At 64.5% G+C, this 26,572-nt stretch carries 30 protein-coding genes, 1 tRNA gene and 1 pseudogene; 14 read left to right on the top strand and 18 right to left on the bottom strand.

Annotated features, from left to right (window positions below):
* The coding region (locus WH5701_RS01480) for an IS5 family transposase (RefSeq protein WP_006170117.1) at positions 1-662 on the bottom strand (662 nt) is incomplete at its 3' end.
* A 501-nt stretch (positions 663-1,163) separates the two neighbouring features.
* Between WH5701_RS01480 and WH5701_RS17375 the strand changes: the two genes are divergently transcribed.
* Positions 1,164-1,733: a glycoside hydrolase family protein gene (locus WH5701_RS17375; protein WP_071934168.1), complete on the top strand. Its 570-nt coding sequence runs from the start codon at positions 1,164-1,166 to the stop codon at positions 1,731-1,733.
* Positions 1,734-2,052: 319 nt separating this feature from the next.
* Here WH5701_RS17375 and WH5701_RS01470 read toward each other — a convergent pair whose 3' ends face one another.
* Together WH5701_RS01470 and WH5701_RS01465 are read right to left on the bottom strand one after the other, a co-directional pair.
* The gene (locus WH5701_RS01470) at positions 2,053-3,057 is read right to left on the bottom strand and encodes an IS5 family transposase (protein WP_006170115.1); all 1,005 of its coding nucleotides are present in this window, start codon (positions 3,055-3,057) and stop codon (positions 2,053-2,055) included.
* Positions 3,058-3,553: 496 nt separating this feature from the next.
* On the bottom strand, positions 3,554-5,131 hold the full coding sequence (locus WH5701_RS01465) for a DUF4055 domain-containing protein (protein WP_006170114.1): 1,578 nt from the start codon (positions 5,129-5,131) through the stop codon (positions 3,554-3,556).
* Between the two features lie 315 nt (positions 5,132-5,446).
* Between WH5701_RS01465 and WH5701_RS16485 the strand changes: the two genes are divergently transcribed.
* The 4 genes and pseudogenes from WH5701_RS16485 to WH5701_RS17100 all read left to right on the top strand — a co-directional run bounded on the left by WH5701_RS16485 (position 5,447) and on the right by WH5701_RS17100 (position 8,268).
* Positions 5,447-6,124 (top strand): pentapeptide repeat-containing protein, encoded by a 678-nt coding sequence (locus WH5701_RS16485; protein ID WP_071934166.1) that lies wholly within the window; start codon positions 5,447-5,449, stop codon positions 6,122-6,124.
* 105 nt (positions 6,125-6,229) lie between these two features.
* On the top strand, positions 6,230-7,771 hold the full coding sequence (locus tag WH5701_RS01460; protein WP_006170113.1) for an IS5-like element ISSysp4 family transposase: 1,542 nt from the start codon (positions 6,230-6,232) through the stop codon (positions 7,769-7,771).
* A 92-nt stretch (positions 7,772-7,863) separates the two neighbouring features.
* Positions 7,864-7,917, top strand: a pseudogene (locus WH5701_RS18740) (hypothetical protein); the annotation flags it as partial.
* Positions 7,906-8,268 carry a pentapeptide repeat-containing protein gene (locus WH5701_RS17100; RefSeq protein WP_006170112.1) on the top strand — a complete coding sequence of 121 codons (363 nt, stop codon included), beginning with the start codon at positions 7,906-7,908 and terminating at the stop codon, positions 8,266-8,268. The pseudogene WH5701_RS18740 and the gene WH5701_RS17100, both read left to right, overlap by 12 nt.
* Before the next feature lie 120 nt (positions 8,269-8,388).
* Here WH5701_RS17100 and WH5701_RS01455 read toward each other — a convergent pair whose 3' ends face one another.
* From WH5701_RS01455 to WH5701_RS01420, 8 genes are all read right to left on the bottom strand, one after another.
* On the bottom strand, positions 8,389-9,084 hold the full coding sequence (locus WH5701_RS01455) for a sigma-70 family RNA polymerase sigma factor (protein WP_232201759.1): 696 nt from the start codon (positions 9,082-9,084) through the stop codon (positions 8,389-8,391).
* 2 nt (positions 9,085-9,086) lie between these two features.
* Entirely contained in the window at positions 9,087-10,730 is a 1,644-nt protein-coding gene (locus WH5701_RS01450) for a hypothetical protein (RefSeq protein ID WP_006170110.1), read from the bottom strand.
* Positions 10,727-11,260, bottom strand: coding sequence for a hypothetical protein (locus tag WH5701_RS01445; protein ID WP_006170109.1), 534 nt, complete (start codon positions 11,258-11,260; stop codon positions 10,727-10,729). Before WH5701_RS01445 ends, WH5701_RS01450 begins: the two co-directional genes overlap by 4 nt.
* Positions 11,257-11,619, bottom strand: coding sequence for a hypothetical protein (locus tag WH5701_RS01440; RefSeq protein WP_006170108.1), 363 nt, complete (start codon positions 11,617-11,619; stop codon positions 11,257-11,259). Before WH5701_RS01440 ends, WH5701_RS01445 begins: the two co-directional genes overlap by 4 nt.
* Positions 11,620-11,622: 3 nt before the next feature.
* A complete protein-coding gene (locus WH5701_RS01435) occupies positions 11,623-11,970 on the bottom strand; it encodes a hypothetical protein (RefSeq protein ID WP_006170107.1) in 348 nt (115 codons plus the stop codon).
* Between the two features lie 99 nt (positions 11,971-12,069).
* Entirely contained in the window at positions 12,070-12,780 is a 711-nt protein-coding gene (locus tag WH5701_RS01430) for a hypothetical protein (RefSeq protein WP_006170106.1), read from the bottom strand.
* 401 nt (positions 12,781-13,181) lie between these two features.
* Positions 13,182-15,704 carry an AAA family ATPase gene (locus WH5701_RS01425; protein WP_006170105.1) on the bottom strand — a complete coding sequence of 841 codons (2,523 nt, stop codon included), beginning with the start codon at positions 15,702-15,704 and terminating at the stop codon, positions 13,182-13,184.
* Positions 15,691-15,867 carry a hypothetical protein gene (locus WH5701_RS01420; protein ID WP_198005113.1) on the bottom strand — a complete coding sequence of 59 codons (177 nt, stop codon included), beginning with the start codon at positions 15,865-15,867 and terminating at the stop codon, positions 15,691-15,693. Before WH5701_RS01420 ends, WH5701_RS01425 begins: the two co-directional genes overlap by 14 nt.
* Before the next feature lie 89 nt (positions 15,868-15,956).
* Here WH5701_RS01420 and WH5701_RS17895 point away from each other — a divergent pair, with 89 nt between their 5' ends.
* The 9 genes from WH5701_RS17895 (at position 15,957) to WH5701_RS01380 (ending at position 20,579) form a co-directional block, all read left to right on the top strand.
* Entirely contained in the window at positions 15,957-16,307 is a 351-nt protein-coding gene (locus WH5701_RS17895) for a DUF2786 domain-containing protein (RefSeq protein ID WP_232201758.1), read from the top strand.
* Positions 16,265-16,792: a hypothetical protein gene (locus WH5701_RS01415; protein WP_232201757.1), complete on the top strand. Its 528-nt coding sequence runs from the start codon at positions 16,265-16,267 to the stop codon at positions 16,790-16,792. The genes WH5701_RS17895 and WH5701_RS01415 overlap by 43 nt, the downstream gene beginning before the upstream one ends.
* A gap of 30 nt (positions 16,793-16,822) precedes the next feature.
* Complete coding sequence (locus WH5701_RS01410; protein ID WP_006170102.1) at positions 16,823-17,506, top strand: helix-turn-helix transcriptional regulator; 684 nt, start codon at positions 16,823-16,825, stop codon at positions 17,504-17,506.
* Between the two features lie 115 nt (positions 17,507-17,621).
* On the top strand, positions 17,622-18,398 hold the full coding sequence (locus tag WH5701_RS01405; protein ID WP_232201756.1) for a hypothetical protein: 777 nt from the start codon (positions 17,622-17,624) through the stop codon (positions 18,396-18,398).
* Positions 18,395-18,634 carry a hypothetical protein gene (locus tag WH5701_RS01400; RefSeq protein ID WP_006170100.1) on the top strand — a complete coding sequence of 80 codons (240 nt, stop codon included), beginning with the start codon at positions 18,395-18,397 and terminating at the stop codon, positions 18,632-18,634. Before WH5701_RS01405 ends, WH5701_RS01400 begins: the two co-directional genes overlap by 4 nt.
* Positions 18,624-19,277 (top strand): hypothetical protein, encoded by a 654-nt coding sequence (locus WH5701_RS01395; RefSeq protein ID WP_006170099.1) that lies wholly within the window; start codon positions 18,624-18,626, stop codon positions 19,275-19,277. Before WH5701_RS01400 ends, WH5701_RS01395 begins: the two co-directional genes overlap by 11 nt.
* A complete protein-coding gene (locus WH5701_RS01390; protein WP_037979368.1) occupies positions 19,277-19,561 on the top strand; it encodes a hypothetical protein in 285 nt (94 codons plus the stop codon). Before WH5701_RS01395 ends, WH5701_RS01390 begins: the two co-directional genes overlap by 1 nt.
* Positions 19,558-20,322, top strand: coding sequence for a BRO family protein (locus tag WH5701_RS01385; protein ID WP_006170097.1), 765 nt, complete (start codon positions 19,558-19,560; stop codon positions 20,320-20,322). Before WH5701_RS01390 ends, WH5701_RS01385 begins: the two co-directional genes overlap by 4 nt.
* Before the next feature lie 50 nt (positions 20,323-20,372).
* A complete protein-coding gene (locus WH5701_RS01380) occupies positions 20,373-20,579 on the top strand; it encodes an AlpA family transcriptional regulator (protein ID WP_006170096.1) in 207 nt (68 codons plus the stop codon).
* On the opposite strand, the gene WH5701_RS01375 is transcribed toward WH5701_RS01380, so the two are convergent.
* From WH5701_RS01375 to WH5701_RS01345, 7 genes are all read right to left on the bottom strand, one after another.
* Complete coding sequence (locus WH5701_RS01375) at positions 20,552-21,883, bottom strand: integrase arm-type DNA-binding domain-containing protein (protein WP_232201755.1); 1,332 nt, start codon at positions 21,881-21,883, stop codon at positions 20,552-20,554. The genes WH5701_RS01380 and WH5701_RS01375 overlap by 28 nt on opposite strands.
* Before the next feature lie 171 nt (positions 21,884-22,054).
* Positions 22,055-22,139: transfer RNA gene (locus WH5701_RS01370), tRNA-Ser, on the bottom strand.
* A 76-nt stretch (positions 22,140-22,215) separates the two neighbouring features.
* Positions 22,216-24,285 carry a ComEC/Rec2 family competence protein gene (locus tag WH5701_RS01365; protein ID WP_006170094.1) on the bottom strand — a complete coding sequence of 690 codons (2,070 nt, stop codon included), beginning with the start codon at positions 24,283-24,285 and terminating at the stop codon, positions 22,216-22,218.
* Positions 24,286-24,335: 50 nt separating this feature from the next.
* Entirely contained in the window at positions 24,336-24,515 is a 180-nt protein-coding gene (locus WH5701_RS01360; protein ID WP_006170093.1) for a hypothetical protein, read from the bottom strand.
* A complete protein-coding gene (glyQ, locus tag WH5701_RS01355; protein WP_037979364.1) occupies positions 24,512-25,390 on the bottom strand; it encodes a glycine--tRNA ligase subunit alpha in 879 nt (292 codons plus the stop codon). Before glyQ ends, WH5701_RS01360 begins: the two co-directional genes overlap by 4 nt.
* A gap of 74 nt (positions 25,391-25,464) precedes the next feature.
* Positions 25,465-26,178: a bifunctional demethylmenaquinone methyltransferase/2-methoxy-6-polyprenyl-1,4-benzoquinol methylase UbiE gene (gene ubiE / locus WH5701_RS01350; protein WP_006170091.1), complete on the bottom strand. Its 714-nt coding sequence runs from the start codon at positions 26,176-26,178 to the stop codon at positions 25,465-25,467.
* Between the two features lie 24 nt (positions 26,179-26,202).
* On the bottom strand, positions 26,203-26,547 hold the full coding sequence (locus WH5701_RS01345) for a hypothetical protein (RefSeq protein ID WP_006170090.1): 345 nt from the start codon (positions 26,545-26,547) through the stop codon (positions 26,203-26,205).
* Between the last annotated feature and the right edge of the window lie 25 nt (positions 26,548-26,572).

The following is a 26,572-nucleotide window of genomic DNA, read 5'->3' as shown; positions in this document are numbered from 1 at the left end:
TTAGCTGGGGTAATGGCAAATCTGCGAATGAAGCCGTGAGTGGCATCAATGCAGATGCTGTTCTTGTAGCCGTAGTGGTTGACGCCATTCTTCTTGACCCAGCGAGCGTCAGTGTCCTTCTGGCGCAAGCGGTTTGGCTTGTCCAACCACTTCTCTGGAATGGCTCCATCCTTGATGGTCTTGTTCTCCTCCCTTGAGTTTCGCTGTTTGGGAACTGGGACAAGTGTTGCATCGATGATCTGCCCACCACGGGCCTCCAGCCCATGGGTCCGCAGGTGCTCCTCAAAACGTTCAAAAAGCTCATCGACAACACCCGCCTTGCGGAGCCGCTCGCGGAAGAAGGCAATAGTGGTGGCATCGGGAATGGTGTTCATCACTCCCAGTCCGACAAACTCCTCGAATGAGCGTCTGTCGTTGACCTGAAATTCCAGCTCCTCATCACTGAGGTTGAACAGCTGCTGCAGCACCAGCATCTTGAAGAGGATGATCGGATCAATCCGCTTACGGCCAGCATTGCTCTTGCGTTCATGGCTGTAACCCTGCTCCAGCAGTGGCCTGAAGGCATCCCAGGGAATCGTCTCGGACAGGGTCGCTAACGTGGGCTTCTTCTGCTGAAGCCTGTGGATGCGCTTCTCCTCATCCCAGAATCCACGCTGTCCCATTCAGCTGTGTTGAACTGAACCAATTCTATTGCATATTTCATAGGCTGTCAGGGAGCGACGTAGATTTTTCGAGGTGCCCTTAAGTATTCCATCTCATACTATCGATCCGCAAGAACTTTTTGAAGACGCCACCCTCTTTGAAGCTTGGGTAAACATTGCAATTTGACCATCCCGAGATACAACTCCAACTCATCTCCCCTTGGAGAAGAAGTTACCGAAGCATCTTTTAAATGATTTCGGCACTAGCATTCGGTTTCAGGCAAGCATAGAACTGCAACTTGTTTTGGAAACAATAGCCATGCTGGCTTCACGCATCGGATCTTATTCCTAGTCACGTTCAGTCTACCATTTCTCAAATCATGAAAACCTCACAAACTGGAATTAATCTGATCAAAAAATGGGAAGGATGTCATGATATCCTCACCAATCCTGGCAAGATAACAGCTTATTTGTGCCCAGCAAGTGTTCCGACCATTGGCTTCGGAAGCACTCGCATGCTTGATGGGCGTCCCCGTGCGCTATTCGGCGAACGTCAACGGCAGAGAAGTAATCACTATGAGTGAAGCCGAGCAACTTCTTGCTCATGAGATTTCTAATATGTGCGAACCTACTATCGCAAGACATTGTAAAGTGCCTCTCGCGCAATGTCAGTACGATGCCCTGTCCTCATTCATTTTTAATGTTGGGCCAGGAGCTTTTGCGAATTCAACTTTACTCAAGCTTCTGAATCTTGGGGATTATCATGGAGCAGCTGATCAGTTTCTGCGATGGAATAAGGGAGGCGGCAGGGTATTGGCAGGCTTAGTTCGACGACGAGCCGAAGAAAGAGCGATGTTCATTTCAGGCATCCAACCTGTAAACGATCAAGCATTTCTTGTTGTCGGCGAGAAAGGGGAATCCGTGGTCAAGCTGCAGACATCGCTCAACCTGCACGGAGAGAGCATTCAGATTGATGGCATCTTTGGCCCTCATACTGAAGATGCTGTTAAAAGATTTCAAGCGAAGTCTGGATTGGTTTCAGATGGAATTGTTGGCCCTAGAACGTGGGAGAAGCTAGAAGAGAAGTCATAATATTAGCAGGGCCGAAAAGGCTTCTGTTGGATTAAATCATCGCTCTGCGTACTCGGGTGCAGAATCAATGAAGTGCCTTGCTGCCCATGAAAGGAAGATAGCCAAGGAGATTGCTAAATAGATAGATAGTGAAAAAGTTGCTATACCTAAGGAAGCTCTGAGCAACAAGCCCATATAGATGCGCTTGGATCTCAATCCGTTTGCAGTGAACAGTTTCAGGGCAGATCAAGCTTGATTCGGCCAGATCTCGCCACCTTTCTGCAGAAATCTCGACCAATTCCGGGCAATATTGCTCCAGGTAGATATACGTCTCCCATATTCACGTCTTGCATAGCAACAAATGGCGAGCCATGAACAGGTTCGCGGGGGCTGCCAGCGCGTTCACCTTGCAGCCATTCTTGATCATGCCTCGCAAGCGTGTCTTCTGAAAGCCGAATTGGCGCTTGATCACGCGGAATGGGTGCTCACCTTTGGCGCGGATGTGAGCCTTGGCAGTTTCGATCAGATCATCGAGACGCCCTTCCGGGGTATTGGCTAGAGCACGCCGCTTCCCTGGCCGCATTGCGACGCGGAAGCCGATGGCCTTGCCTTTCTTCTCTTCTCGCTTCTCAATCCCCTGGTAGCCGGAATCGGCGTAGACCACCGTTTCCTGTCCATGCAGCAGCTCTGCGGCCGGGGTCAGGTCATGCACGTTGGCAGAGGTCGTTTCGATCGAGTGGATCAGGCCGTTGTCCTTGTCCACACCGATGTGGACCTTCATCCCGTAGGCGAAGCCTTCCGCGTAGCGGAGATACCACTGGTTCCCCTTCTTGGTCTGGTGCATCTCTGGATCTCTCTCGCTCTTCTTATTCTTGGTGGAGCTGGGAGCGGCGATCAAGGTAGCGTCGATGATCGTGCCCTGCTTCATGGCCATGCCGTTGGCCTTGAGGTGAGCTTTCACCGTCTCAAAGATCTGCTTGCCGAGATCGTGCTTCTCCAATAGATGGCGGAAGCTGAGGATCGTGGTTTCATCCGGAATCCTGTCGCTGATTAGGTCGATGCCTGCAAAGCGCCGCATCGTTGGCACCTCGATCAGCGCATCCTCCATCGCCGGGTCGCTGAGGTCATACCACTGCTGCATCAGGTGAAGCCGCAGCATGGTCTCCAACGGGTAGGGAGGGCGGCCGCCTTTGGAGCCAATTTTGGGGTAGTAGGGCTCAATCAGATCGATCAGTGCCTTCCAGGGCACAACAGCCTGCATCTGGCCCAGGAAACGCTCCCTCTTGGTGCGTTTCCTCGCGGTGGTCTGCTCGTAGTCACCGAATCCGAGCTGCTTGCCGCCCATTAAACCAGCCATGCCCAGCGATCACAGAGCCATTGTCGCGTGGATTGGTCGGGTTATCCAGAGTTTCCCTAGCAAATCAAAATCAGATTCCGTTGAGGGACTCCCTTCGTGATAGAAAAAACACTGCCGCAGACAAGCAGAAGGACAGCAAAAAGAAACGTGCGAAGAGAGTGGCGAAAGCGTGCCAATCGAGACCTGCTGCAGACATTCATATACATATGGGGATCTCGGAAAGTTTTTCTAGTAATGTCAACGGTGGTTGTCAAGTCGCTAAGGATCGACCTGCGTCGCAACAGGTAGTTTGTCGCATGGTCAACCGCGTCCTGCAAAACCCGGTCCAATGCCCAAGAGGGCGACAAGGGCCCAGCTACTATCGTAGCCAGCGTCTTCTTAAAGGATGGTAGGACTGTGCTTCAGTCGATCTGTGTGATGACTGCCGGTAGAGTGTATTCAAAACAATAGATTAGTGTCGTCTAACCGGCCGGAGTCATTGACCTCAGGCTGAGTTCGAAAGCCCCAATTGCTGCAGCAACTCAGCCCCGTCGATCACCCCCCGCTCATGCAGTACCAGCCACTCCTGCACTGAGGGCTGGGGCTTGCGCGGTGGCTGCGGCGGCACCAGCGGGCAGATCTCCACGCTGCAGGCCGGTTCATCGGCCAGCTTTTCGCCAGTGAGGCGGGTCCACTGGCGCAGCAGGGTGCTGAGCATCGACCTCTTCTGGCCCGCTAACGACTGCAACACCGCGAAGCTCTGACCGGCGGTGAGCGAGATCTCCAGCTCGGTGCGGGCTGGGCCGTGGCCGCCGGCGGGGATCAGGGCGTCGCGGCGCATCGCCTCCTCCAGCTGCTGCAGGTAGGCCCGGTGCTCCGCCAGCGAGCGCGCTTCTATTTCGACCCACTGGAACTTGGCCCCCTCGGGGAGGTCCATGAAGGAGGAGGTAGAGAGCACCAGCTGCTGGGGCCGTTGCCCTTCTGCGCCGCCAGTGGCAGCCCCAGAGCCGAGGGCACCGTCGCTGCGGCGGAAGCCGTAGACATCCACCAGGCCCGTGCGCACACCCACCGGCAGGGCGGTGCGTGACAAGAGGTCCTCGTAGTCGCTGCGGCAGCGGTAGTGGTTGAGGTACTGGTGGGCCAGGCCCAGGTGGGGCAGATCGCCCTCGCCAAAGGCGGTGCCATCCACCGAGTACCAGAGGGCCGGCAGATCAAAGCGCTGCGGCATCCGCTCTGGCTCACCCACCGGCACCACGTCGTAGCCATCGACAGCGCCGGGGTTGGGGTTGGCCTGCCAGCTGCGCTGCACCAGGCCGTCATCCATCACAGACAGGCTGCGGTACAGCCAGGCCTGTGGATCCGGCACCAAGCCGCCGTGGGCATCGATCACCACCGTGGGTACAGCCACATTGTCAGTGGCGTAACGGGGCGGCAGGGCTTGACGGCGCGGCTCACGCCAGATGATTTCCACCGGACCCGACGCTGGTGCTGCCGTGGCGGTGTCGGTGGGCAGGCGCCAGTTGAGCAGGTCTCCTCGGGGCACCAGCTGCAGCCGCGGCAGGGAGAGGCGGTCTCCCTTGGCGAGGGCCTCCAGCCGGTCCCCTTCTGAGGGCCAGCGGTGCTGGGGCGGCAGCTGCAGGATCAGGCAGCCGCCATCCCGCAGGGTGAGCAGGTCGGCCAGGAATAGGAACACCCCCAGATCGGTGCCCTGGCCGTCCACATCGGTGGCCACGCGGGTCAGCGAGTCGGGAAGCTCCTGCCAGGTCAGCCGCGACAGCATCCCCGCGTAGGTGCGCAGGGCATCTCGGTAGAAGCCGGTGGGCCGGGCGGCTTCCAGCCGCTTGATGTAGCAGGTCTCGGGTTCCTCGATGCCGCGGGGGAGGTAGACAAGCCGGCGGCTAGTGCCGTCAGGGAGTTCGAGCAGAGTCCAGCAGTCGTAGACCAGCTGCAGACGTTCCCTCAGGCCAGAGAGGGTGGGGTGTTCCAGCCAGGGGGGATGTTCAGGAAGGTGGGGTTGCGGGGCTGTCGGGGAGGAGGGGTGACTTGTAGATGCAGACCTGCGGCGGCGGTTGGCTGTCGGCACTGGCTGTTGGTTGGGTCAGAGCCATTGCCAGAGGAATCAATGGGTCCCTGGGCAATCCATGCACGATCTGCATCGTGTTGGTTAGGACGCCAGGGCAAGCAGGTCGGCCAGGCGGGGGGGGCTTGGGTTCTTATGTGGGTCCGTAGAAGAACAGAGCGTGATCAGCTCCCTGCCTACGATTGACTGCCACAGTGGGTCTCGACTTCGACTCAGAATGGCCTCGGGTTCTTATGCGGACTTAAAAGAGCCTCGTAATTACTTGGCGAGGATCCGTCCATATGGCGTTAGACTCTGCCCAGCTGGAGAGAACTAATCATGGCTAGCGGCACAGCAGAAAAAGGCGCGGATGATTTCTCAAGTCTCCTCGATGAGCTATTTACTACTGCAAAGATAAAGGATGATGTTAAACGCCAGTTTACGATGATCAGGCTCTCAGGGGCATCCGAAGAAAAATACGGAATCAACCCCGAATCATACTTGGAGCTACACAAGAAGTACCAAGAGGGCGTACGCCACATCATCGACATCCGAGTCCTTGGAGGCATTGTTTATAAAGGCCTGCTATCCGCCTCAGCTTTGGCCGCTGCAATAGGAACACTAAATATATTTTCTTTTGTTGCTGATCAGCGAGGTAAAAGCATCGCCTCTAACTGGAATACACTTAAAGAGAACAAGGGAGAGCCAATTGATGGAGGGAGAAAATCGGCCTTGGAGAATCTCATCGGGTTTGGAGAGATACTATATCGTGTAGACCTCAGCAACGCACCATTAATTAGATTGGATGCTAGTCCGTCCTGCTCATTACTGCGAATACCCTCGGGGACTTTTGGAATCTTCTGGAGGCAAAGAAGTCTGACCGACGAACACTCTGAATGCATCAGAGCTGAGCTGCAAGATGCTAAGTTTAATGGCGCATGGATTTATGAGGCCAATTTCAGTAGGGCAAATCTTCGTGAGGCAAAGTTTAATAAGGGCTTAAATAGGGCTTCCTGAAGATCTCCAGACCGCTTGCAGTGCAGTGGATCTGGGCACTTCTATGGCGGTATAATGTGCGCAAATCGGCTGGATTGAGCCGAAAAGCTGCACCAAGTTTTCCACATGTACCGCCGCAAGGAAGGCAATCAGCTCTCCTTTGATGATTTCTTCCTCCCATTCGGCGGGAAGCTCTCGGGGGATAACCGCTGGGTGAAGTTGGCGGATCTGATCCCTTGGGATGAGCTGGAGCATCACTACGCCTCGCAGTTTTCAAAGGGGTTCGGAGCGCCTGCCAAGCCTTTTCGCATGGCCCTTGGTGCCTTGATCATCAAGGAGCGCTTGCAGGTCACCGACGAAGAGCTCGTTGAGCAGATCAAGGAAAATCCCTATCTTCAGTTCTTTCTTGGCTTGGAAGGCTTCCAGTTCGAGGCACCGTTTGATCCCTCGATGATGGTGTATTTCCGTCGTCGGCTGCCAGAGAAGACCATCAATGACTGCAACGAGCGGATCGTCCGGCATGGCAAACAACAAATTGCACAGAATAAACAAGGCGACAATGATGATCCTGATGATGGTGACGGATCAGTGCCTGCCGCTCTTGAACGCCCCAGCCAAGATGCGAAGGCGCCCAAGAGGCATCAAGGAATCCTTCTGATTGACGCCACATGCGTGCCCAGCGATATTCGCTATCCCACTGATCTCTCTCTTCTCAATGAAGCCCGCGAAACGACAGAGAAGCTGATTGATGAGATGCACAAGCAAGTGCGTGATGTGTTTGGCCACAAACCAAGAACCAACCGGCGTCAGGCCCGTCGTCAATTCCTGGCGGTGGCCAAGAAGAAGCGTCCGCGCCTCAGCAAGATTCGCAAGGCCATTGGTCAGCAGCTCCGGCATCTGGCTCGAAACCTGTCCAGTATCGATGCTCTGATCGCCTGCGGTGCAAGAGTTTTGGCGGCTGGTCGCCATTGGTATCGCAAGCTGTTGGTGATCAGTGAGCTGGTGAGGCAGCAAAAGATCCTGTATCACTCAGACACCAGAAGTATTCAGGATCGAATCGTCAGTTTGACACAACCCCACATCAGGCCAATCGTTCGTGGCAAGACTAGAAATAATGTTGAATTTGGTGCCAAGATCTCGATCTCGGTCAGTGGCGATGGATTTGCATTCCTGGATCGTCTCAGCTGGGATCCCTACAACGAAGGAGAAGACCTAAAATCCCAGGTACGCACTTTTCACCGTCGCCATGGCTTTTATCCAAAGGTTGTCTGTGCTGATCAGATCTATCGCACACGATCCAACCGCGCCTTTTGCATGAGGCATGGAATTCGCTTGAGCGGGCCGCGTCTTGGCAGGCCAAAAAATGATCCTGATCTCGTCGCTGCAGAGAAGAAGATCGCTCTAGATGATCAGAGGCGGCGCAACGGTGTAGAGGGGAAGTTCGGCCAAGGGAAGCGCCGTTTCGGGCTTGGGCTCGTTCGTGAGAAGCTGGCCGAGACCTCAGGTTGCACCATCGCCATAAATCTGTTGGTCATGAACCTCGAGAAGCTCCTGGAGCTTCTTGTTGTATTGATTGCCATACTCCAAGGCTTGCTAATGGCATGTATCGCCTCTGAGAGGCGTCCCACGCTGCTCATTTCATCGGGACTGAGTTTGGCTACATGCTGAGATGATCACGGCGCAGGCATCTCTGGATCAGAGGCTGGCCCGAGCAATAGCTTTTTCAGGAGGCCCTAAATAACGAGACGGTCAGGGCACAAGGGATTAATCTCTCTCACTCAGATCTGACGAGTGCTGAGTTTATTGATGCTGACTTAACGCCATCAAAGAACAATCATCCATCCAATCTGGAGAGAGCGAATCTGACGAATGCTGACCTTAGTGGCGCCAAGCTGACTGGAGCGGAGCTGACTGGAGCGAATCTGACGAATGCTGACCTTAGTGGCGCTAAGCTGACTGGAGCGAATCTGACGAATGCTGACCTTAGTGGCGCCAAGCTGACTGGAGTCATTCTTAATGGGGTCACGCTATGTGGAACAAAGATACGAACTAGTGGTGACCCAGGATCAAGAACAGTTGGATATGAGCCGCTCATGAGTATTCGCGCTCAATGCAGAGATCACAACGGCAAGATAGTGAAAGGGAAAGCCATCCTGTTGAATTGATTGTCTGGACAAGCGATTCACTCCAAATCTCCATTAAAGCGTCTAACATCAAGATGCAGAAGACGTGAGCAAGTGCTGGCGGCATTTCGAAGATCTTTCCCCGCTTCTGATCTTGAGCGTTCAATCAATAGGAAAAGCAACCACCCGTACTGAGCATGCATCGACGATCTCAATCCACTGCTCGCGACTAATCCCTATTCGCTCCAGCATCTCTCCAACACCGATTCCGGAAGTGAGCAACCGCTGCCCCCGTGCATGAATCTCCCGCCACGTCGGCGGCACCTTCAGCAAAAAGCCGTTGTCCCGCAAGAAGTGCGTGATCTCCCCATTGGCATAGGTGCGGCCATAGGGCCGGAACGGTCCCCGTGAAGGGTCGTAGCGCCGCGCCGCTTTGATCAGGCCGATCATCGCCAGCTGCAGCAGGTCCTCCCTGGGGTGGACGGTGCGCCGAGCGAAGTTACCGGCGATTTTTTCGGCCAGATCCCTGTGCTGAAGCGCCAGGGCATCGGCAGCGGCGTGTGGCCGCACCGGCCGTTCTCGCCGGGGCCTGCAGCGAGGAGGCTGCTGACCCTGAGCTCTGGGCAGGTGAAGCACTGGAGCGTGGAGGTTGATCTCCAGCTGCTGCGCACGGGCATTGCACGCCGGCCGGCGGTAGCGCCGTTGCCGCAGCATTCGCTCCGCCCCAGCGGTATTGCCCACCAGCACCACCGTGAGCGACAGCACCAGCTGCACAGCAAGAGGGGTCAGCACGGCAGGGCGTGGGCTCTCCACTGCGGAAGGCCTGGGATGTTCCCGCACCGCGGACACCATCGGCATGCTCACCGGCTCACCAGCAGTGGCGTCACCACCGGCTGGATGCCCTGGGCCTTCCAGTAGCGGCCCTCCAGCCAGAGGGCGCCGTGGCAGAAGGCATCCACCAGGTCCTTGCTGCCTTTGGGGAAGCGGATCGCTTCCTCCACCAGCGGCTGGGCGCGGTGGTGGAAACGGATCTGGCCGGCCTCCACCAGCGGAGCAACGGCATGGGCACGAGTTTCCTTGCTGCCGCGGGCGGTGATCGGCAGCATCCCCGGCACGCGGCGCCTGAGCGTCTGCAGCACGGCCGGGCCATTGGCGGCGTCCTCGATCAGGACGGCATGGGGGCGCAGGCCCTGCTGCTCCAGCGCCTCCAGGCATCCCAGCAGGAAGCGGATCACCTCCGGCAGGCCAAAGCGGTGCCGCGCTGCCCAGAGCACCTCGATCTCCAGCGCCGCCGGGGCCATCGGCCCCTGAGATTCACCCGATCGGGGGATGCCATTCCGGGCTTGTGGTGCCAGCAGGCCGGCCAGGCAGAAGCCGCAGTAGTCGCTCTCCGCCTCCCCTTTGAAGCTCAGGTCACACGAGAGGGCCAGCAGGGCGTAGTGACGCTGGCTACCCTGCTCGCGGGGGAAGGGCGACCTTAGCCACTGGCGCAGGAAGATTGAGCCCGATGCCGGGCTGGGCCGCTGCTGGTACAGCGCCGCCCACCAGTAGGCCCCGAGACGGGCCCTGATCTTGAGCAGTTCCGGCAGGGGGAACCGCTCCGGACACAGCGCTTCGCCCGCCTGTCGCCAGTCGGGGATCAGGGTGCAGGTGGGTGGCAGCTTGTGCCGTTCGGCTGGGTCTTCCGCGATGGCCGGCAGATCCAGCACGATCCAGTGCTGGGGAGCCTCCCCCAGCTCCTGCTCCAGCAGCCAGCCGATCACGTCCTGGTGGTCCCAGCGGGTGAGCACCACCACCTGGGCCGAGAGGTTCGGCTGCTCCCTGCCGTCCGGACCCAGCACCGAGGCCGGCTCGGCGCGCGTCAGCCACACCGAGCGCAGCCAGTCGATCAGCTTCTGCCGCAGTGCCGGGCTTGCCGCATCCCCCGGACCCTTGTAGGGGTCGTCGATGATCCCCAGGCTGTAACCCTTGCCGGTGAACGGCCCATCCACGCCGGCGGCGATGCAGCCGCCGCGCTGGCGGGTGAGCCAGTTGCCCACCGCTGCCGAATCGCGGGCCAGCAGATGGCCGGTCACCCGGTAGAAGTGACGCGCCTCTCGGGAGTGGGCATAGGCCAGCTCCGCCGAATAGGAGGCGATCGCCGCGAACAGGTGCGGGTAGCGCTGCAGGAAGTAGGCCGGGAACAGCTTGGAGACCAGGAGGCTTTTCCCGAGCCGGGGCGGACAGGTGACGATCAAGCGGCTCAGCTGGCCATCGGCCACCTGCTGGAGCAGCTCGATCAGCAGCTCGGCCCAGCGGTGGAAGCCGTAGCGGGGGTAGGCCTCGGCGATGAAGCTGCGCAGACTCTGGGGTTCCGATGGCTCGCCTGTGGTGGTCGTGGGCAGGTGGAGCAGGCCGCCGTCGCCCCATGGGTCGAGCTCCGGCAACAGCAATCCGCCTTCTGCAGGGGCCTGTGGCGTGAGCACCGGTGCTGGCATCGCGGTGGCGGTGCTGCTCGCCGTCATGCCCGTGGCTCCGGCGGCTTGATCGGCGCCCGCAGCAGGCCACCGATCTCAGCAATCACCCGGAAGGCACCGACCGCGGCGTTGAACTGCTCGGCGTCCATGGCCCGTCTGGCGCATTCGTTGAGGGCAAAGATCTGCTCGGCCTGGTGGCGGCGGCGGTCGGAGATCAGCTCCTCCACCATCCGCTGCCTGGCGATCGCCAGATAGCGACTGACCGTTTTGATATTGGTGATTCCCCAGTTCTGGGCAGCTTTTTCCCTGATTACGGCCAGCGGCAGCCGCTGGGCGATCCACAGCTGTGCCTCGGCGATGCGGGTCTCCACCTCCATGTGGGTGGCGCGGGGCTTGTGGGTTTTGCTGCGGCGCCCCCGCGGCGGGTTGCCCTTGCCCACCGGCCTGCTGGGGTCGGCAGCAGGCCAGATCGGGTTGCCGTCGTCGTCCTGCTGGGGTGGGGCCTCGCGCAGCTCGTCCAGCGACTCGGCGCCTGCGTCTAAGCAAGCGCCCGCCGTCGGTGGCTGCTCGGGGCTCATGCTCCACCTCCGCTACGCAGAATCCAGCTCACGTAGGCCGCCCACTGCTGCGGGGTGAGCACCACGCGCCAGGTGCCGCCACGGAACCGCACCAGGGTCGCGGCAAACGGCACACCGGCATGCACGGCCTGCAGCGCGGCTTCCTCGGGCTTGGTGCGGGCCGCGGCGGCGGTGTTGGCCCAGCTGGCCACCTGGATCACATGGCCAGGTACGCCGTCGAGATCGCCGGTGTCACCGCCGGCGCTAGCGGTCCGCCCTGCTCCCAGGCGGCGGCGCACCGTCATCCCCAGCAGCTCGCTCAGCAGCAGCGCCGCCTCCCGTTCCGCCGCATCCCCCTTGCGCTTCTGGGGATTGGCCATCGCTCAGCTCCGGCCCGGCTTGATCGTCCAGAACGCCTTGCCCTGCTTCTGGCTGGCAGTCCCGCTGGCGACCGCCAGCCGCTGCGCCTGCTTCAGGGTCTGCTCTTGCTGTTGCAGTGGCTCGGGGTAGACGTAGCTGATTCGCCCGGCCGACCAGCAGAAGCTGCAGTCGTTGTGGGAGAAGTTCGCATCCAGCTCACCGGCCTCCAGGGCGCCGCTGAGCTGCTCCAGCAGCGGTGTCAGCGCGGCCTCGATCGCCTTCTGCTCCGCCTTGAGGGCGGTGATGCGATCCAGCAGCACATCGAGTTCGGCGCCGCCATCGGGATCAGGAGGGATGGAGCTGGCGGCCATCGGCGAGGAGAAGCGCGGCGTCGTGCGGCGCAGGTGGCAGCGCGCCTGCCTTGCAGGATAGCGGCTCGATAGTCCGAATAAAGCGATTCGGATAGTGGATCACCAGGGCCGCATGCGGCTTACGTAGCCCGCCCACGCCGCTGCCCAGGCCGCCAGGCATTCCTCGCGGGAATACAGCGGCGAGAAGCGGGTGTCCCCGGGCCGGGCCCAGATCGTCTGGCCGGCGTCGTAGTGCACGCCCCAGGTCGCTTCCAGCGCCATGTAGCCCCCCAGTTGGGCGCGGGTGCAGTAGCTGCTGGAGTGCCGACCCGAGAGGGTTTTCAGGTCGGCCAGCACCCGCAGACCGCTGTTGCGGTGCACATAGCCGGTGTCATAGGTGCCAGCCAGGTTGCGGATCAGGCAGCAGGTGGGCCGCTCCGAGGCAATCACCGTCACCTGCTGCCAGTGGGGGTGGGCCAGCAGCGGCTCGATCCAGTCCCGATAGTCATAAGCCCGTAGCGCCTCCAGCTGCTGGACCGCCTGCTGTCGCTGCACCGCCAGAGGGTGGAAGCGGCTGTGCAGCAGGGCCTCCAGCGCCAGGTGCACGGTGTGGCCCCGCGGCTCCCAGTGGTGGCGGGTGGCTTCGATGCGGGCCAGGGCCCAGGCGCTCTTGGCCGAGCCGATTACGCCGGTGATCGAGACCGGGAACAGATGGTCCCCCAGCCAGTAGCGGTGCTCGGGATCCGTGCGCTGCAGACCTGGGATCGGCGACAACCAGCCCGTGGATTCACTCAGGCGCTCTGAGCAGGAGGCCGTGGTGGAGAGCGCCATCACCAGAACCTCACGTGAAACACCAAATTGGTTGGATTCTTTGGATCCCGTTGCAGCGCAGGGGATCTGGGCAGAAGATCGGACGTGGGATTCTTTGGCTGCGTTGGATTCTTTGCTGCCCAGGGGCTTTCGGCTCCAGGGAAGGGGATGCCGCAAAGAATCCCAAGAATCCAGATCGGATCCATCCCCCTTGGGCGCCAAAGTGCCTGCGCTGGAGGCGGGTCCAAAGAAGCCCAAGAATCCAGCTCCTGTTCCAGCGGTCGTGGGTCAGTGGCACGTGAGCGGCGGCGGTCAGGGAGTGGCCAGCAAAGAATCCAAAGAATCCCGAAAGCGTCCGCTCACCCGGGACCGTCAGATGGTCTGCGCTGGAGGGGGATCGAAAGAATCGCAAGAATCCACCTCTACAGATTGAACTCACGGGCCAGCCATTCCGCCCCGGCATCACTGAGCCCGTAGCGCAGGTAGTAACTCTGGCCGCTGGTGCCCACACGGGTGGACGTCACCAGGCCATCCAGGCTGCCGAGGAATCGGCCCAGGCCCTTGTAAGTGGTCAGGGCTTCTCCCTCCAGGTCTCGCTTGAGCCGTGCCTCTGCCGGCGCCACGCCGATCGCCTGCAGCAGCTCCAGCAGACCGATTCCAGCCAGACCCTTGGAGTGGAGGGCCTGGAGATAACGCAGGGCCTCTTGCTGCTTCTCATTCGCCTTGCGCAGCCTCTGGCCGGCGCGGTCGAGATCGCTCTCCTGCTCCTGCTGCTCCTGCAGGTCGTCGTAGGTGCCGAGCCGCGCGAAGGTCCCGCTGTTGCCGTCAATCGCCACCACCAGATCCGCCGGCGGCCCGGAGCGGGCCTCGCGCACCAGGCGTCGCTGGGGAGAATCCTTGATCAGCCGATTGCCCTTGGCCAGGTAGTGCAGGGTGAGGATCGTGTTGGCCGCGCCGGCGATGGCGTTGTGGCCGGAGAGGGCCTCGGTACCGGTGGTGTCGTTGGCCTTGTTGCAGTGGTGGATCAGCAGCAGGGTGCCGCCGGCATCGGTGATCTGGTGCTTGAGGTCGTAGATCAAGGAGCCCATCTCCGGGTCGTTCTCGCCAAAGCAGCAGCTGCGGGTGATCGAGCGCAGCGAATCGAGGATCACGACCGCGCCGGGGTGAGCGGCCAGGCAGACCAGCAGCGCGTCGAGGTTGGCCTCGGTGGCGCGAAAGCGACGGGACCAAAGCAGCAACGGGTGATCCCAGATCCCCAGCTGCTGCAGCATCTGGGCGGTGTCGCCGTCGCCCTGGTCATCGGTCACCAGGATCACCGGCCGCGGTTCCTCCGGAGCCCCGAAGCCGAGAAAGTCCTCGGCGCAGAGCAGGCAGCGGGCCAGGGCATGAACCAGCCGCGTCTTGCCCACCTTGGCCCGGCCGCCCACGATCGAGAGGTCGCGGCGCGGGATGCAGCCCGGGATCTCCCACTCCACCACCGGTTGCGGCATCGCCAGACGAGCGGCCTGATCGAGGCCGCGGAAGCGGTTGCCGTTGCGCAGGTCGTGGGCCTCGAGGATCAGCTGGCCGATCTCCTGCAGCCGCAGGGCGGTCTTGAGTTGGAGGGCTGAATGGGCCTCGCGCACGCGGGCCGAGCGGCGCAGGCTGTTGCGCTCTCGCCGCACCAGGGATCGAATGCAGTGCTCAAGGGCATTGAGGCGGCGGTTGATCGGTAGGTGCACCTTTCCCCAGCGCACCCGGGTGTCGGGCCTGGGCGAGAAGCGCTGCGGGCCTGCGCCAGCCCCAGATCCCTTGGTGCCCCTGGAGTTGCTGCTGCTGGTGCGGTCGCTGCTCTTGCCACCTGGATGGCGCCCGCCGGTGTCGCCCTGGTTTCGGCGGCTGCCTGCAGCCTGCGCCCCGGGAGGCCTGGGGGTGTGGGCCGGCTCCGGCGGCAGCCAGCCGTGCTGACGCGCGTGAAACCAGAAGGTGGCCGCACCGATCTGCTCGCCGCCGGAGCTGGCCACCTGGCGGATGTCCCAGCCGCAGCTGGCCGAAGGACTGTGGGCCTCCATCAGGGCGATCGCCAGCTCGCGGTCGTGGCCCGCCTGCTCACAGGCCTGGATCAGGCCCCAGAGGAGGTTGCGGTAATCGGCGTAGGTGTTGCTGCCGGCCACCCGGCGGGGGATGGCGGCCATGGCGGTGCGGATCTGATCGAGCGGTCTGGGCGGCCCGAAGTCCTCGTCGTCGAGATCAGGCAACGGGATGCCAGTGCCTGGGTCCTCGTTGGGTTGCTCCAGGGGGATCGCGTGCTGCGGCGTAGTGCCTGCCACGGGTTCAGCGAACTCATCGGGCAGCAGCGCCAGGGCGATGTCCTCCGGGGCGTAGCGCTGGCCGCTCACGTGCACCAGCTCCACCAGAGCGGTGGGCTCACCGGAGGCATCCACGTACCAGCAGCCCGGCAGCCGCATCACCCGCGAGGCGTCCTTGCAGTGGGGATCGCCGCCGGCATAGGCGATCAGCTCCGCCTGCAACGGTGCCCACTCCTGCGGCGCGATTGGGCGGTGCAGCAGCCAGTAGCAGTGGGCCGACTTGCCGCCGCTGAGCACGATCAGCGAGGGCTCCGGCAGGCCCAGCTGCCTCCAGGCGTTCAGCTGCCAGTCGATCGGCCGGTCGTCCCACTCCACGAAGAAAGCCCGGCAGGCCGTGATCTCGCTCTTGCGGTCACCGCCGTCGTTGATCACCAGGTAGATGCCGCGGCCTTCCCTCTGCCACTGGTCCGCCACCGTCAGGTCAAAGGAGCCTTTGCGGGCGCCGATTTCCCCCTTGGCCGGGTTGGCGCGGTGGGGGAAAGCGCGCAGCCGCGCGCTGGCAGGGTCCTTGCCCAGCAGGGAGAGGAACTGCTGGGCGGCGGCGCGGTCGATGCGGCAAGCCTGTTTGGGACTGGTGGCCGCTTCAGCGCTGGCCATGTTGCCCCTGACGCTTACGGGGGCTGCTGGCGAGCTGGTCGCGTTCCATGGCCTCGGCCACGATCAGGCGGATCACGGAGGAACGCGACAGCAGACCCCCGCGGGTGCGCCGATCCAGCCAGGCCTGCTGCTCGGGGGTGAACTGCACCGAGAGCGGGGTCATCAGCGGAGCCATGGGGGACTTCGATGGACCGAACCAGACTATCGGCACCGACTCAGGCTCGCTAGGCTGAACAAGCGAGCTGAATGGCGATGGACGCTGGAACAGCGGCGCAGAAAGCGCTGACCAAGGTCGAGAAGCTGGTGGCGATGAGCGCTTCGCCCCACCTGGAGGAGGCGCGCACCAGCGCCTTCCTGGCCTGTCGCCTGATTCGCGAGCACGGGCTGCAGGTCTGCGCGCACCGTCCCTCTGCTGCGTCCGCGCCTGGGGTGCCCACACCAGGGGTGCCCCACAGGCAGCCCCAAGCTGACCCCAATGGATTTCGGCGCATCCGCGTCCGCCATCCCGGCCATTGCCGTTGTTGCGGCAACCCGATCGCGCCGGGGGAGTGGGCGCTGTGGTGCCGTGGCAATGGCTTGCGTCACCCGCTCTGCGCCAACTGAGCCGTTGTTGCGCCGCCGAGATCCAGCAGGCCTTGCTGGCGCTGCTGGCGGGGGAGGCCTTCCTGGCGGACAGGCCCTGGCACGAGATCTGGTGGGGGCGAATGCGACTCGATCTGGCCAGCGGCTGGCAGCTGGAGATCGCGATCGAACGAGACCAGCTCGGGGCGCTGCTGTGGGCCCGCGCCGCTGATGGCCGCAACTGGGAGTTCGGCTGTCAGCGCGACGACTGGACCCTGGGGCCGGACAGCCGAATCGTGGAGCCGGTGACGCTGCTGCAGCCGGCGCAGCGCCAACAACTGGAGCGGCGGCTGCGGGAGGCCATCTGCTGGCCAGCGCCGCTGTTCCCGCCTGATCAAGCCGTTTTCTGTGGCCTGGTGGAGCCTGAGGTTCGACGCGGCAAGGGCCGGCACTGGCGGCAGCGGGGCAGGGCCATTGGGTACTGGCATCAGGGCGTTGCAGATTCCAATCGGCAGCAGAAGCCTTAGCCTTTCGCTAATGGCCAGAACCAAGTCCTGATGTCCCCTGAGTACCGGTACATCGAGGCCAAACAGCTCGAAGCCGGTCAGCAGTTCGGCCGGATGCTGAGGCGCTGGCGTGAGCTGAACAACTGGACCCAGTACACGGCCTACAAGTGGGCCAAGGAGGCCGGCTTTGAAGTGATGGCCCCCAGCACCCTGAGCGTGTTCGAGAACGGCAAGGCGCCCAAGCCACGCCCGGAGAGCTTCTTTGCCCTGGCGGAGGTGAACCGCCGACTTGCCGCCAAAGACTTCAGCGGCGTGCGCACCCGGGCCCTCAAGGACCAGATCAGCCAGGCCAGGCCTCTGGTGGATGACGAGGGACGGGTGTGGGGGCCGGCGGAGTTCTGGAGCTGCCACCTGGGACTGCTGCCGGTGCCGACCACCTACCAGGCGCCTGCGGTGCCGGACCAGCCGGACGTCGATGCCGCAGAAGCGGCGAAGCTGAGCGAGCAGTGGCGCGGCCAGCTGGCGCAGACCGCCAAGCAGCACGGCATCGGCGTGATGGAGGCCCTGAGTTCCGCAGCCAAGGCGGCGCCAGCCAAGCAGCGGCAGGCCTTTCAGGCGATGCTGGCCGGCTTTGAGCCGTACTCCGCCGAGCAGCTGCAGGGCATGTGGGACGGAGAGGCGTGGCTGCCGCAGCGCTGGCTGGAGGAATGGTCCACCAAGACGGGCGCCAGCTGAGGCAAGCACGAACAGGCTCGGAGTACGCCATGTCTTGCGTTGTGCATGATACAGATTCGGATTAGCGAGCCGCTAATATCCAGGCCAAGCGGGCGCCGGTCCCGCAGTGCCTTCGATGACCACCACCCCCTGCGGGCGGATGGAGCCGACGCCAGGTCCCACCTCCGCCTTTGATCTCAACCAGGCCCTGTTGCAGAGCCGCGAGCAGGCCCGCGCCCAGTGGGCCGAGGGTCTGGCCCAGTTCCAGTCCCAGATGGCCGCCATCGCCGGAACCTCCATGCAGGAGGTCGTTCAGGCAGCGGCGCCGGCCTTTGCCCTGGGCTTCTCGTTCAGCGCTCAGAAGCTGATCAACGAGGAGCACGAAGTGCTGCGGGTGACCCTGCGGCACCGCGGCGGCGCCGAGGAGTTCAGCGAAGCCCAGGCACCGCAGGAGGGCAGTGCGGCCTGGCATGCGCTCACCGCCTCCCTGCTGGCGGGCCTGCTGGGCATTCCCGTGGGCATTGCCCCTCGGACTATCGAGCCGATACAGCCGCGGCCGCAGCCGTCGGTGGCGGGCGCCGCGGGCGCGAGCGCTACAGGCGCCGGCCGTGCAGCCGTCGCCCCCGCTGCGGACGACCCTGGCAACGCAGGCGACGAATGGGATACCGGCGCTCCGGATATGCCCGAGGCCGGCGAGTCCGACCTGGAGCCCCTGACGGAAGAGGAGATCGCCACCCTCCACAAGTTCCTGGCCGCGATGCCTCAGGAGGCGCGCAAGCGGTTCACGATCGAGTTCCGCCACCACTTCCAGGTGCCCAGGGAGGTGCGGACGATCAAGGACCGCATCACCCAGCGGCGCCACAAGGACTTCATCGACGTGTTCGAACGTGAGCTGGCGGGGGGGACGCCATGAGCGTCTGCCGCCGCGCCTACGCCAGGCCCCAGCCGCGGTCGCAGCACGGCCGCCACTACCTGTGCGTCTGCGTGCACAGCGATGTCTACCGGCAGGTGCGGCAGCTGTCGGCCGAGCACCAGCTGAGCCTCTCCGGCGCCGCCCATCACCTGCTGCGGCTGGGGGCCGGCCTGGAGCCCCTGCTGCCCCTGTCCCCTTCCCCGTCCACCCAGAACAGCAAGTCCCATGGCGATTGAACTCAACGACGGCAGCCGCATCGCGGCGCCGGTGATCCGTCAGCAGCGCCTCGGTGAGGTGGCCTATCTGGCGATCGTGCGCCCCGAGCAGCGCGACCGATTGCGCAAGAACCTCACCACTGGCGCGATGGAGCCGATCCCCAACGGCACCGACCGCCAGGGCCGGCCCAAGGTGAAGCAGGAGATGGTCGTGCATGCGATCGCCATGCCGGGCACGACGATGGAGGCCCGCATCGGTAACGAAGGCGGTGTGCCGGCACCGGGGGATCGGGTGCGGCTGATCCTCAAGGCCAAGGGCTTTGGCGAGTGGATCGAGGCGCGCCGTCAGCACCGCCGCGGCCGGCTGACGGTGGGTGATGTGCTGGTGCTGGAGACCCGCTGGGCGCAGCAGTACGACCAGGACGGCAACCCCAAGGGCCCCAAGATCGAAGACCAGGCGGCTGCCGATGCGGTGCCGCGCAACGTCACGATCGGCTTCTACGGGCCGCTGAGCATCCGGGAAGGGAGCGATCCGGCCTGGATCGAGGCGGCGGAGCAGGCCTACCGCTCCGATGAAGCCGCTGCCCGCCAGCAGCAGGCTATCCCGCTGGCGGATGGGGAGGACTACGGCGATGAGTTCGCCGATGAGGAGGTGCCGTTCTGATGGCCCACCCCCAACACCCCGGCCGCACGCCGCGGCCTATGTCACAGCCACAGCTGCCGGCCTTCTGCCGCACGCGCCGGCCGATCACCACCACCGTGCGGCTGAGCAGCCTGCGGCAGCTGCAGTGGCTGCTGTGGCTGGTGCTGGCCCTGCAGTTGAGCACGGTGCTGCTGGTGCTGGCGGGCCCGGTGGCGGCACCACTGGCCGCACCCCCTGGGGGATTCACCCCTGCAGTATTCGCGTCGCGCCATGGCGCCCCTGTCCTCTCACCTTCCAAGCCATGAGCAACGCGTCCGCTCTGGTGCCTTATCTCTTCGAGGGGCATCGCATTCGGGTGAGCACCGATCAGCAGGGCGAGGCCTGGATCGTCGTCGCCGATGCCTGCGCCGCGCTGGCGGAAAGCCCGATGGTCTGGGCCGTAGCGATCCAGCGCGACGGGGAGCACTGCCTCCATTCAGAAGAGGGGCCCGGCGCCGGTGGTTTCACCCTGGCGATGATCAACGAGGCCGCGCTGCTGCGCCGGCTGCTGAACAGCGACAACCCCAGCGCGCCGCGGATGCGGCGCTGGCTCACCCATGAACTGCTGCCCGCCATCCAGCGCAGCCAGCAACGCACAGCGGCACAGGGAGCTAGGTCCATCGAGGCCATTCGCAGGCAGACCGCAGCAGAGGTGCTGCGCGGGGCAGACGAGATCATCCACCTCACCGGCGTCTCCCATGCCGAGGCCCTGCTCAGCGCCCTGGAGGAGATCCAGGCCAACAGCAGTCCCGCCGGCGCTGAGGTGCAGCAACGCTTCTCGCACCGCGCAGGGGTGGCCTGGCTGACGGCCGATCAGCTGGCAGAGCGGCTCGATCGCACGCTCCTCAGCACCAACCAAGGGCTGGCTGCCGCCGGCTTGCAGCAGCGCAACGAGGACGACGACTGGCAGCTCACAGAAGCCGGTCGCGACTGGGGCGTCACCCTGCCGCTCTGCAGTCGGGGAGAGCGCCGCCAGCAGATCCTCTGGGATCCGGCAGTGGTGGCGTTACTGCACCAGACCAACTGAAAGGCACCAGACCAATCCAAGACACGCACCTGAGACCCAGACCATCAGCCATGACATCCGCAACCGACCGACTGCTGCGGCTCCCGGAGGTGATCCACCGGGTCGGCCTTTCACGCACCACCATCTACAGCCTGATCGCCACAGGCGAGTTCCCCAGGCAGATCGTGATTGGCCCGCGGGCGGTGGCCTGGTCCCAGCAGGAGCTGGAGGCCTGGATCACCTCGAAGCGTCAGGCGGCCTGCAGCGCTGATGGTTGACCAGCCATCTCTGCGCTCAGCTCTGAGACCGGCGCCAGACCCGCAGCGACGGCCACCTGATCGAGCAGATCAGCCCAGCGCTGCAGCATGTCGGAGCGCTCCTCGAGGTATTCGGCCCAGTCGTAGGCGCGGCTGACGCTGTTGCCATCGGCATGGGCCAGCTGCTTTTCGGTGACCACCCTGGGGATCTTGAGCTGCTCGATGCAGTTCGTCTGCCCAAACCCCCTGAAACCATGGGGTGTCTGCCGCCCCTGGAAGCCCATGCGCCGCAGCAGCATCGAGAGGCAGCCATTGCTCATCACCCGCAGTTCTCCATTGCCTCGGTGGTTGGGGGTGTGAAAGACCAGATCGGTGTGGCCAGTGATCGGCCGCTGCAGGTCAAACAACAGCCGCGCCTGCGATGAGAGCGGCACGATGTGACGAACGCGGGTCTTCATGCGTTCAGAGGGAATGATCCACTGACGACCCTCGATATCAACTTCACTCCAACGGGCTTCCCTGAGTTCACTGGGTCGCACCAGGGTGAGCATCATCAGGCGCAGGGCGATGAGGCTGCTGCGCTCAGCCAGCCGCTGCCGCTCAAAGCGATCGATCACTTCCAGCAGCTCGGGAAGCTCCACCCAGCTGATGCGGTGGTAGTGGGTGACGCGGGTGGCGGCGATGACCTTGCGGGCTTTGACGGCTGGATTGTCCTGCCGAAGTTCGAGGTCAACGGCGTGCTCAATCACGCGACGGGTGACGTCGTTGCAGCGTCGGGCCTGTTCATGGGCACCCCTGGCGAGGATGGGTGCGAGCAGCCGGGTTTCAATGTCGCTGCGGGTGATCACCTCGATATCCAGTTGACCCAGTGCCGGGATCACGAAGTGATCAAGTTTCTCCCGCATATCCCTGCAGTAGCGGGGGCTCCAGCTGGCGCTGTGGTGCTCAAACCAAGCCTGGGCGATCTGGGTGAACGGTCGGCGACTGTTCTCCACCTGCTTGCGCTGCTGGCCCGGGGCCTGGGTGCGTGGGTCGATGCCGGTTTTGATCCAGGTGTTCAGCTCCAGGGCCTGCTTGCGGGCATCGGCAAGCCGCATGGCCGGGTAGGCGCCGATGGTGAAGGTGCGGCGTGCTCCCTGCCAGCGGTAGTCCTTTCGCCAGGTCTTGGAGCCGGAGCGCGCCACCCAGAGATAGAGGCCGTCACGGTCGTGGTGCTTGGTGCCCGGGCGGTCCGGGTCGGGCCGCAGGGCCTGGATCGCCTTGTCACTGAGCATGGCGGACAGCGCCGGAACGCTGGCGCGGGAGGGATGTCGGCGGTTCAGCAAGCAGGGTGACGGTATAGGCCCGGACCCGGCTGGCTATACCGTCAAAAATACCGTCATCCGCAGCGGCTGTAGCGGACTCTCGGCGGATCTGCCCGGACGACCCCAAAGGGCAGTTCGACTGCCCCGCAACGGTTTCAGGATTTCCGCGGATCCCTTCGGATCCTGTGAAAACGGAGAGGGTGGGATTCGAACCCACGGAAGGTTTCCCTTCAAACGATTTCGAGTCGTTCGCTTTCGACCACTCAGCCACCTCTCCAGGACCAACCTCCCGTGCCCGCAGACACCGGTGGATCAGCCAGGACTCACTCTACGGATTCATCTGCACGGGGCCATCAGCCGGCGGCTCCCTGCAGCGAGCCATTCGCCCCGCTGGCGCTCCAGCCCTGGGGCAACCCGGGGGCTGCGCCGCTGAGCCACACCCGCCGGGGGGCAGCGGCGCTCAGCTGCTGCTGTTGGCGCCGGCTGGGGCGGAAGCCCAGCCACACCCCAGCCACCGGTTCGCCGCCGGCTGGACCTTGATGGCTCCAGGCCTCGAGCGACTGGGGGTCGGGCAGCAGCCACCAGCGATGGCGGCCGATGCCGAGGGCCAGGGCCTGGCTGTCGCCGCTGAGGGGAGCGAGGCTGAGGCCGGGGCTCTCCAGCCGTTGTCCTGGCTGCAGGCTGCTCTGGCCGTCGCTGCTGGAGACCAGCAGGGAGGTCTGGGCGCTCCAGCAGGCCGGATCGTCTGGGGCGACCGGGTCGAGCAGGGTGATCCAGTCGTAGCGCTCCAGGCCCAGGCCGCCCGCGAGCTTGCGGGCATCAGAGCAGCTGAGGCCATCGGCCTGGCCACTGACCAGGGCGCCACGGCCCCGGTGGCGGGCCACCAGCAGATCGCCGCTCCAGCGATGCACCAGCAGCAGCGCATCGCCGCCGAGCAGGGCCAGGTGCAACACCAGCACGAGCGCCAGCCCGGCCGCGCCCAGCCGCCTCGGCCAGGCCCCCGCGCCCGGCAACAACCAGGGCAGCAGGGAGAGACCGAACAGCAGCACCAGCACCGGCAGGGGACGACCCAGCTGCCACTGGGCCATCGGCAGGGCCGCGATGGCGCGGGTGATCGCCAGCAGCAGGCCGCTCAGGGGCAGCAGCGGCCAGGCCAGCAGTGGCACCAGGGGCGGCAGCAGCACCGCCGAGAGGGCCATCGCCATGGCGCCGAGGGTGAGCGGGCTCAGCAGGGGCGCCACCAGCAGGTTGGCCGGCACGGCGTACAACGGCACGATGCCGAAGTGGTGCAACTGCAGCGGCAGGGTCCAGAGCGAGGCGGCCACGGGAACCGCCAGCCCCGCCGCCGCCCAGGCCGGCAGGCGCCCCGCCAGGGCCGTCTCCAGGGGGCGGGCGGTGAGGATCAGCCCGGCCGTGGCTGCCACCGAGAGCTGGAAGCCCACGTCCTGCATCCACCAGGGCTGCACCAGCAGCATCAGCAGCACGCTCAGCAGCAGCACCCCCAGCGGCCGGCTGCGGCCGCCGCTCTCCAGCACCGCAAAGGCCACCCCACCCATCAGCACCGCTCGCACCACCGAGGGCTGGGGGCCCGCCAGCAGCAGGAACAGCAGCATCGCCCCCAGGGCCAGGGCGCAGCGGGGGAGCCTCGGCAGCCGCCGCCCGAGGGCCATCACGGCGCCGAGCAGCACCGAGAGGTGGAAACCGGAGGCGGCCAGGGCGTGGGAGAGGCCGGCGGCGCGGAAGCTGGCGCCCACATCCGCCGGCAGAGGCACCACGGCGCTGCCGAGCACGAGGGCCGCCAGAATTCCGCCCCGGCGCTCGCCGCCCTGCTTGATCAAGGTGGCGGCCATGCGGCGGCGCAGGTCGGCGATCGGGCTGGCTGGCCGCGCCAGCACCTTCAGATCCGTGCTGGCCCCCAGGCGCAGCTGGCTCCAGATGCCGCGGCGGGCCAGGCGCTCCGCCGGACCGCTCAGCAGCGGATGGGGCCCTGAGGCCGGCCGCCGCAGGGTTCCATGGGCCTCCACCAGCCAGCCCTGGCGCAGGGGCGGGCAGGGCTCGAGCAGCAGTTCGGTGCGGCCACCGGCGGTGCGCAGGGGCACCGAGCAGCCACCCGAATCGCCGCGCTGGCGGGGATCGCTGCTGAGCTCGCCGCGCAGCACCAGCTCACGGCCGCCCTGGCCCTGCAGCCGTTGCACCGGATCCTGCGGGCCAGGCTGGGGCTGACGCCAGAGCGCCCAGAGCAACAGCGACGGGGCGATCACCAGCAGGGCCAGCGCCGGCAGCGGCCGTGCCCCCAGCCGCCGCGCCCGCCAATGGCCGGCAGCGCCCAGCAGGAGCAGCAGGGCCAGCCGGGGGGCCGCGGCCAGGGGCACGGTGCCCAGAGCCAGCCCCGCCAGGGCCAACGACACCACCAGAAAGGGCATGGGACCAACGCCAGCCCCGCAAGGGTTCCCCGCTCAGGCGCCCCTGGTCGTCAGCCGGGCAGGCTGAGCATCAGTTCACAGAGCTGGGGACTGGGCAACTCCTGACCCAGCAGCGGAGCCACCAGGGCCGCCAGCGGCCGCAACCGGCAGGGCCAGATCGCCCGCTCCGTCAGCCGGCCCGCCTGGAAGCTGCCGGCGATCAGCACCACCGCCAGCAGGCTGCGTTTCACCTGAGGGGCGCCGCCAGCAGGGGAAAGCCCAGGTCGCGGCGCTCCTGCAGCCAGGCCTCGGCCACCTGGCGCGCCAGGTGGCGGATGCGGCCGATGGTGGCGGTGCGCTCGGTCACCGAGATCACGCCGCGGGCCTCGAGCAGGTTGAAGGTGTGGCTGCACTTGAGCACGTAATCGAGGGCCGGAGCGGGCAGGCCCGCCGCCACCAGATCGGTGGCCTCCGCCTCATAGAGGGCGAACAACTGCTGCAGGCGTTCGGGGTTGGAGGCTTCGAAGTTGTAGGTGCACTGACCCTTCTCCGAGGCCAGCCAGAGATCGCCGTAGCTGCGCTGGCCGTTCCAGCTCAGGTCCCAGATGCTCTCCACATCCTGGAGATACATGGCCAGGCGCTCGAGGCCGTAGGTGATCTCGATCGACACAGGCCGGCAGTCGAGGCCGCCGCACTGCTGGAAGTAGGTGAACTGGGTGACCTCCATGCCATCGAGCCACACCTCCCAGCCCACGCCCCAGGCACCAAGGGTGGGCGACTCCCAGTTGTCCTCCACGAAGCGGATGTCGTGGTCGCGCTGGCGGATGCCGAGGGCTTCGAGCGAGGCCAGGTAGGTCTCCTGGATACCGTCCGGCGAGGGCTTGATCAGCACCTGGTACTGGAAATAGTGTTGGGCGCGGTTGGGATTGTCGCCGTAACGGCCGTCGGTGGGGCGGCGACAGGGTTCGGGGTAGGCCACGGCCCAGGGCTCGGGGCCGATCGCCCGCAGCACCGTGTGGGGACTCATCGTGCCGGCGCCCTTCTCGGTGTCGTAGGGCTGCAGCAGCAGGCAGCCCTGGTCGGCCCAGAAGCTGTTCAAGGTGGCGATGATGTCCTGGAAATGCATGGGGTAGGAGGAGTCGCCACCGTCGGCGGGCATTCTCCCGTGCGGCTGGACCGGCTGGCGGCGACCGGCAGGCCTCAGGCCACCAGCTGGAGCAGGCCCATCTGGCCGGCAGCGAGGGGGCGGTGGCGCGCTGAGCTGAAGCCCGCCCGGCGGGCCAGCTGCTCCTGCTCGGCGCCGCTGGGGAAGCGCTGCAGGCTGGCTTCGAGGTAGGCGTACTGATCAGGCAGATCGAACAGGCGGGCGGTGGGCACCACCAGCCGGCGCAGGTAAAGGCGCTGGAAGGCCGCCGCCGCCGCTCCGGCGGGGGTGGAGGGATCGGGGCGGTTGAAATCCAGCACCGCCGCCCGCCCGCCGGGGCGCAACAGCCGGCGCAGCTCCCTGAGCCCCTCGGCCGGATCGGCCAGGTTGCGCAGCCCGTAGGCCATCACCGCCCCATCGAACGACTGGGGGGGAAGCCCGGTGGCCAGGGCATCCCCCTGGCGCCACTGCAGCGGCAGCCAGGGCTGACGGGCGGCGCGGGCGGCGGCCACCTGCAGGGGAGCACTGGCGGCATCGAAGCCAAGCACCTGCCCGCCAGGTCGCACCTTGCCGGCCAGCACCAGGGCCAGATCACCGGTGCCGCAGCAGAGATCGATCAGGCGCTGGCCAGGCCTGGGGCGCAACCAGAGGGCCGCTTGGCGCTTCCAGAGGCGGTGCAGACCAAAGGAGAGCCAGTCGTTGAGCTGGTCGTAGCGGGGGGCGATGGCCTCGAAGAGCTCACGCACCGCCTGGGGATCACCGGGATTCAACGACGGGATGAGAGCGGGGGACGCTCAGGACGATCGCAGGTCGGGGCAACGGCTGGGATCGACCAGGCAATCCAGGGAGCCATCCCAGGGCAGGTTGACCGAATCGAGGCTGATCCCGGGCTCCTCGATGGGCTGGGGAAAGCCGATGGCACGGAAGGCGAGTCGGTTCGGGCCGGTGAGGGTGAGGACCATCACGGTGGCGAGCCCCACGGCAGCAGAGCAGACCATGCAACCGGCAAGCATCAGCGAGAATTCGCGACGGTCGTTGGCCGATTGCATCAGCTGCAGCGCCCAGGCCACCATGGCCACCACGACAACCACCATCAACAGGCCGATGGCGGTGGAGAGAGGCGGCTGCAGGGCCGGCAAGGCGGTTCAATGCGAAGGGGGAGCC

Source organism: Synechococcus sp. WH 5701 (assembly GCF_000153045.1).
Classification (GTDB): domain Bacteria; phylum Cyanobacteriota; class Cyanobacteriia; order PCC-6307; family Cyanobiaceae; genus Regnicoccus_A; species Regnicoccus_A antarcticus.
This window is presented reverse-complemented; position numbering and strand designations above follow the sequence as displayed.

Bases quoted from the DNA above. Each gene is read 5' to 3' on its own strand.
- WH5701_RS01435 (WP_006170107.1), bottom strand. From the start codon at position 11,970: ATGGCCGCCAGCTCCATCCCTCCTGATCCCGATGGCGGCGCCGAACTC.
- WH5701_RS01470 (WP_006170115.1), bottom strand. From the start codon at position 3,057: ATGGGCGGCAAGCAGCTCGGATTCGGTGACTACGAGCAGACCACCGCG.
- WH5701_RS01380 (WP_006170096.1), top strand. From the start codon at position 20,373: ATGACATCCGCAACCGACCGACTGCTGCGGCTCCCGGAGGTGATCCAC.
- WH5701_RS01420 (WP_198005113.1), bottom strand. From the start codon at position 15,867: ATGACCCCGCTCTCGGTGCAGTTCACCCCCGAGCAGCAGGCCTGGCTG.
- WH5701_RS01365 (WP_006170094.1), bottom strand. From the start codon at position 24,285: ATGCCCTTTCTGGTGGTGTCGTTGGCCCTGGCGGGGCTGGCTCTGGGC.
- WH5701_RS01400 (WP_006170100.1), top strand. From the start codon at position 18,395: ATGAGCGTCTGCCGCCGCGCCTACGCCAGGCCCCAGCCGCGGTCGCAG.
- WH5701_RS01440 (WP_006170108.1), bottom strand. From the start codon at position 11,619: ATGGCCAATCCCCAGAAGCGCAAGGGGGATGCGGCGGAACGGGAGGCG.
- WH5701_RS16485 (WP_071934166.1), top strand. From the start codon at position 5,447: ATGGCTAGCGGCACAGCAGAAAAAGGCGCGGATGATTTCTCAAGTCTC.
- WH5701_RS01425 (WP_006170105.1), bottom strand. From the start codon at position 15,704: ATGGCCAGCGCTGAAGCGGCCACCAGTCCCAAACAGGCTTGCCGCATC.
- WH5701_RS17895 (WP_232201758.1), top strand. From the start codon at position 15,957: ATGGACGCTGGAACAGCGGCGCAGAAAGCGCTGACCAAGGTCGAGAAG.
- WH5701_RS01395 (WP_006170099.1), top strand. From the start codon at position 18,624: ATGGCGATTGAACTCAACGACGGCAGCCGCATCGCGGCGCCGGTGATC.
- WH5701_RS01445 (WP_006170109.1), bottom strand. From the start codon at position 11,260: ATGAGCCCCGAGCAGCCACCGACGGCGGGCGCTTGCTTAGACGCAGGC.
- WH5701_RS01460 (WP_006170113.1), top strand. From the start codon at position 6,230: ATGTACCGCCGCAAGGAAGGCAATCAGCTCTCCTTTGATGATTTCTTC.
- WH5701_RS01405 (WP_232201756.1), top strand. From the start codon at position 17,622: ATGACCACCACCCCCTGCGGGCGGATGGAGCCGACGCCAGGTCCCACC.
- WH5701_RS01410 (WP_006170102.1), top strand. From the start codon at position 16,823: ATGTCCCCTGAGTACCGGTACATCGAGGCCAAACAGCTCGAAGCCGGT.
- WH5701_RS17375 (WP_071934168.1), top strand. From the start codon at position 1,164: ATGGGCGTCCCCGTGCGCTATTCGGCGAACGTCAACGGCAGAGAAGTA.
- WH5701_RS01430 (WP_006170106.1), bottom strand. From the start codon at position 12,780: ATGGCGCTCTCCACCACGGCCTCCTGCTCAGAGCGCCTGAGTGAATCC.
- WH5701_RS01455 (WP_232201759.1), bottom strand. From the start codon at position 9,084: ATGCCGATGGTGTCCGCGGTGCGGGAACATCCCAGGCCTTCCGCAGTG.
- WH5701_RS01390 (WP_037979368.1), top strand. From the start codon at position 19,277: ATGGCCCACCCCCAACACCCCGGCCGCACGCCGCGGCCTATGTCACAG.
- WH5701_RS01450 (WP_006170110.1), bottom strand. From the start codon at position 10,730: ATGACGGCGAGCAGCACCGCCACCGCGATGCCAGCACCGGTGCTCACG.
- glyQ (WP_037979364.1), bottom strand. From the start codon at position 25,390: ATGCATTTCCAGGACATCATCGCCACCTTGAACAGCTTCTGGGCCGAC.
- WH5701_RS01385 (WP_006170097.1), top strand. From the start codon at position 19,558: ATGAGCAACGCGTCCGCTCTGGTGCCTTATCTCTTCGAGGGGCATCGC.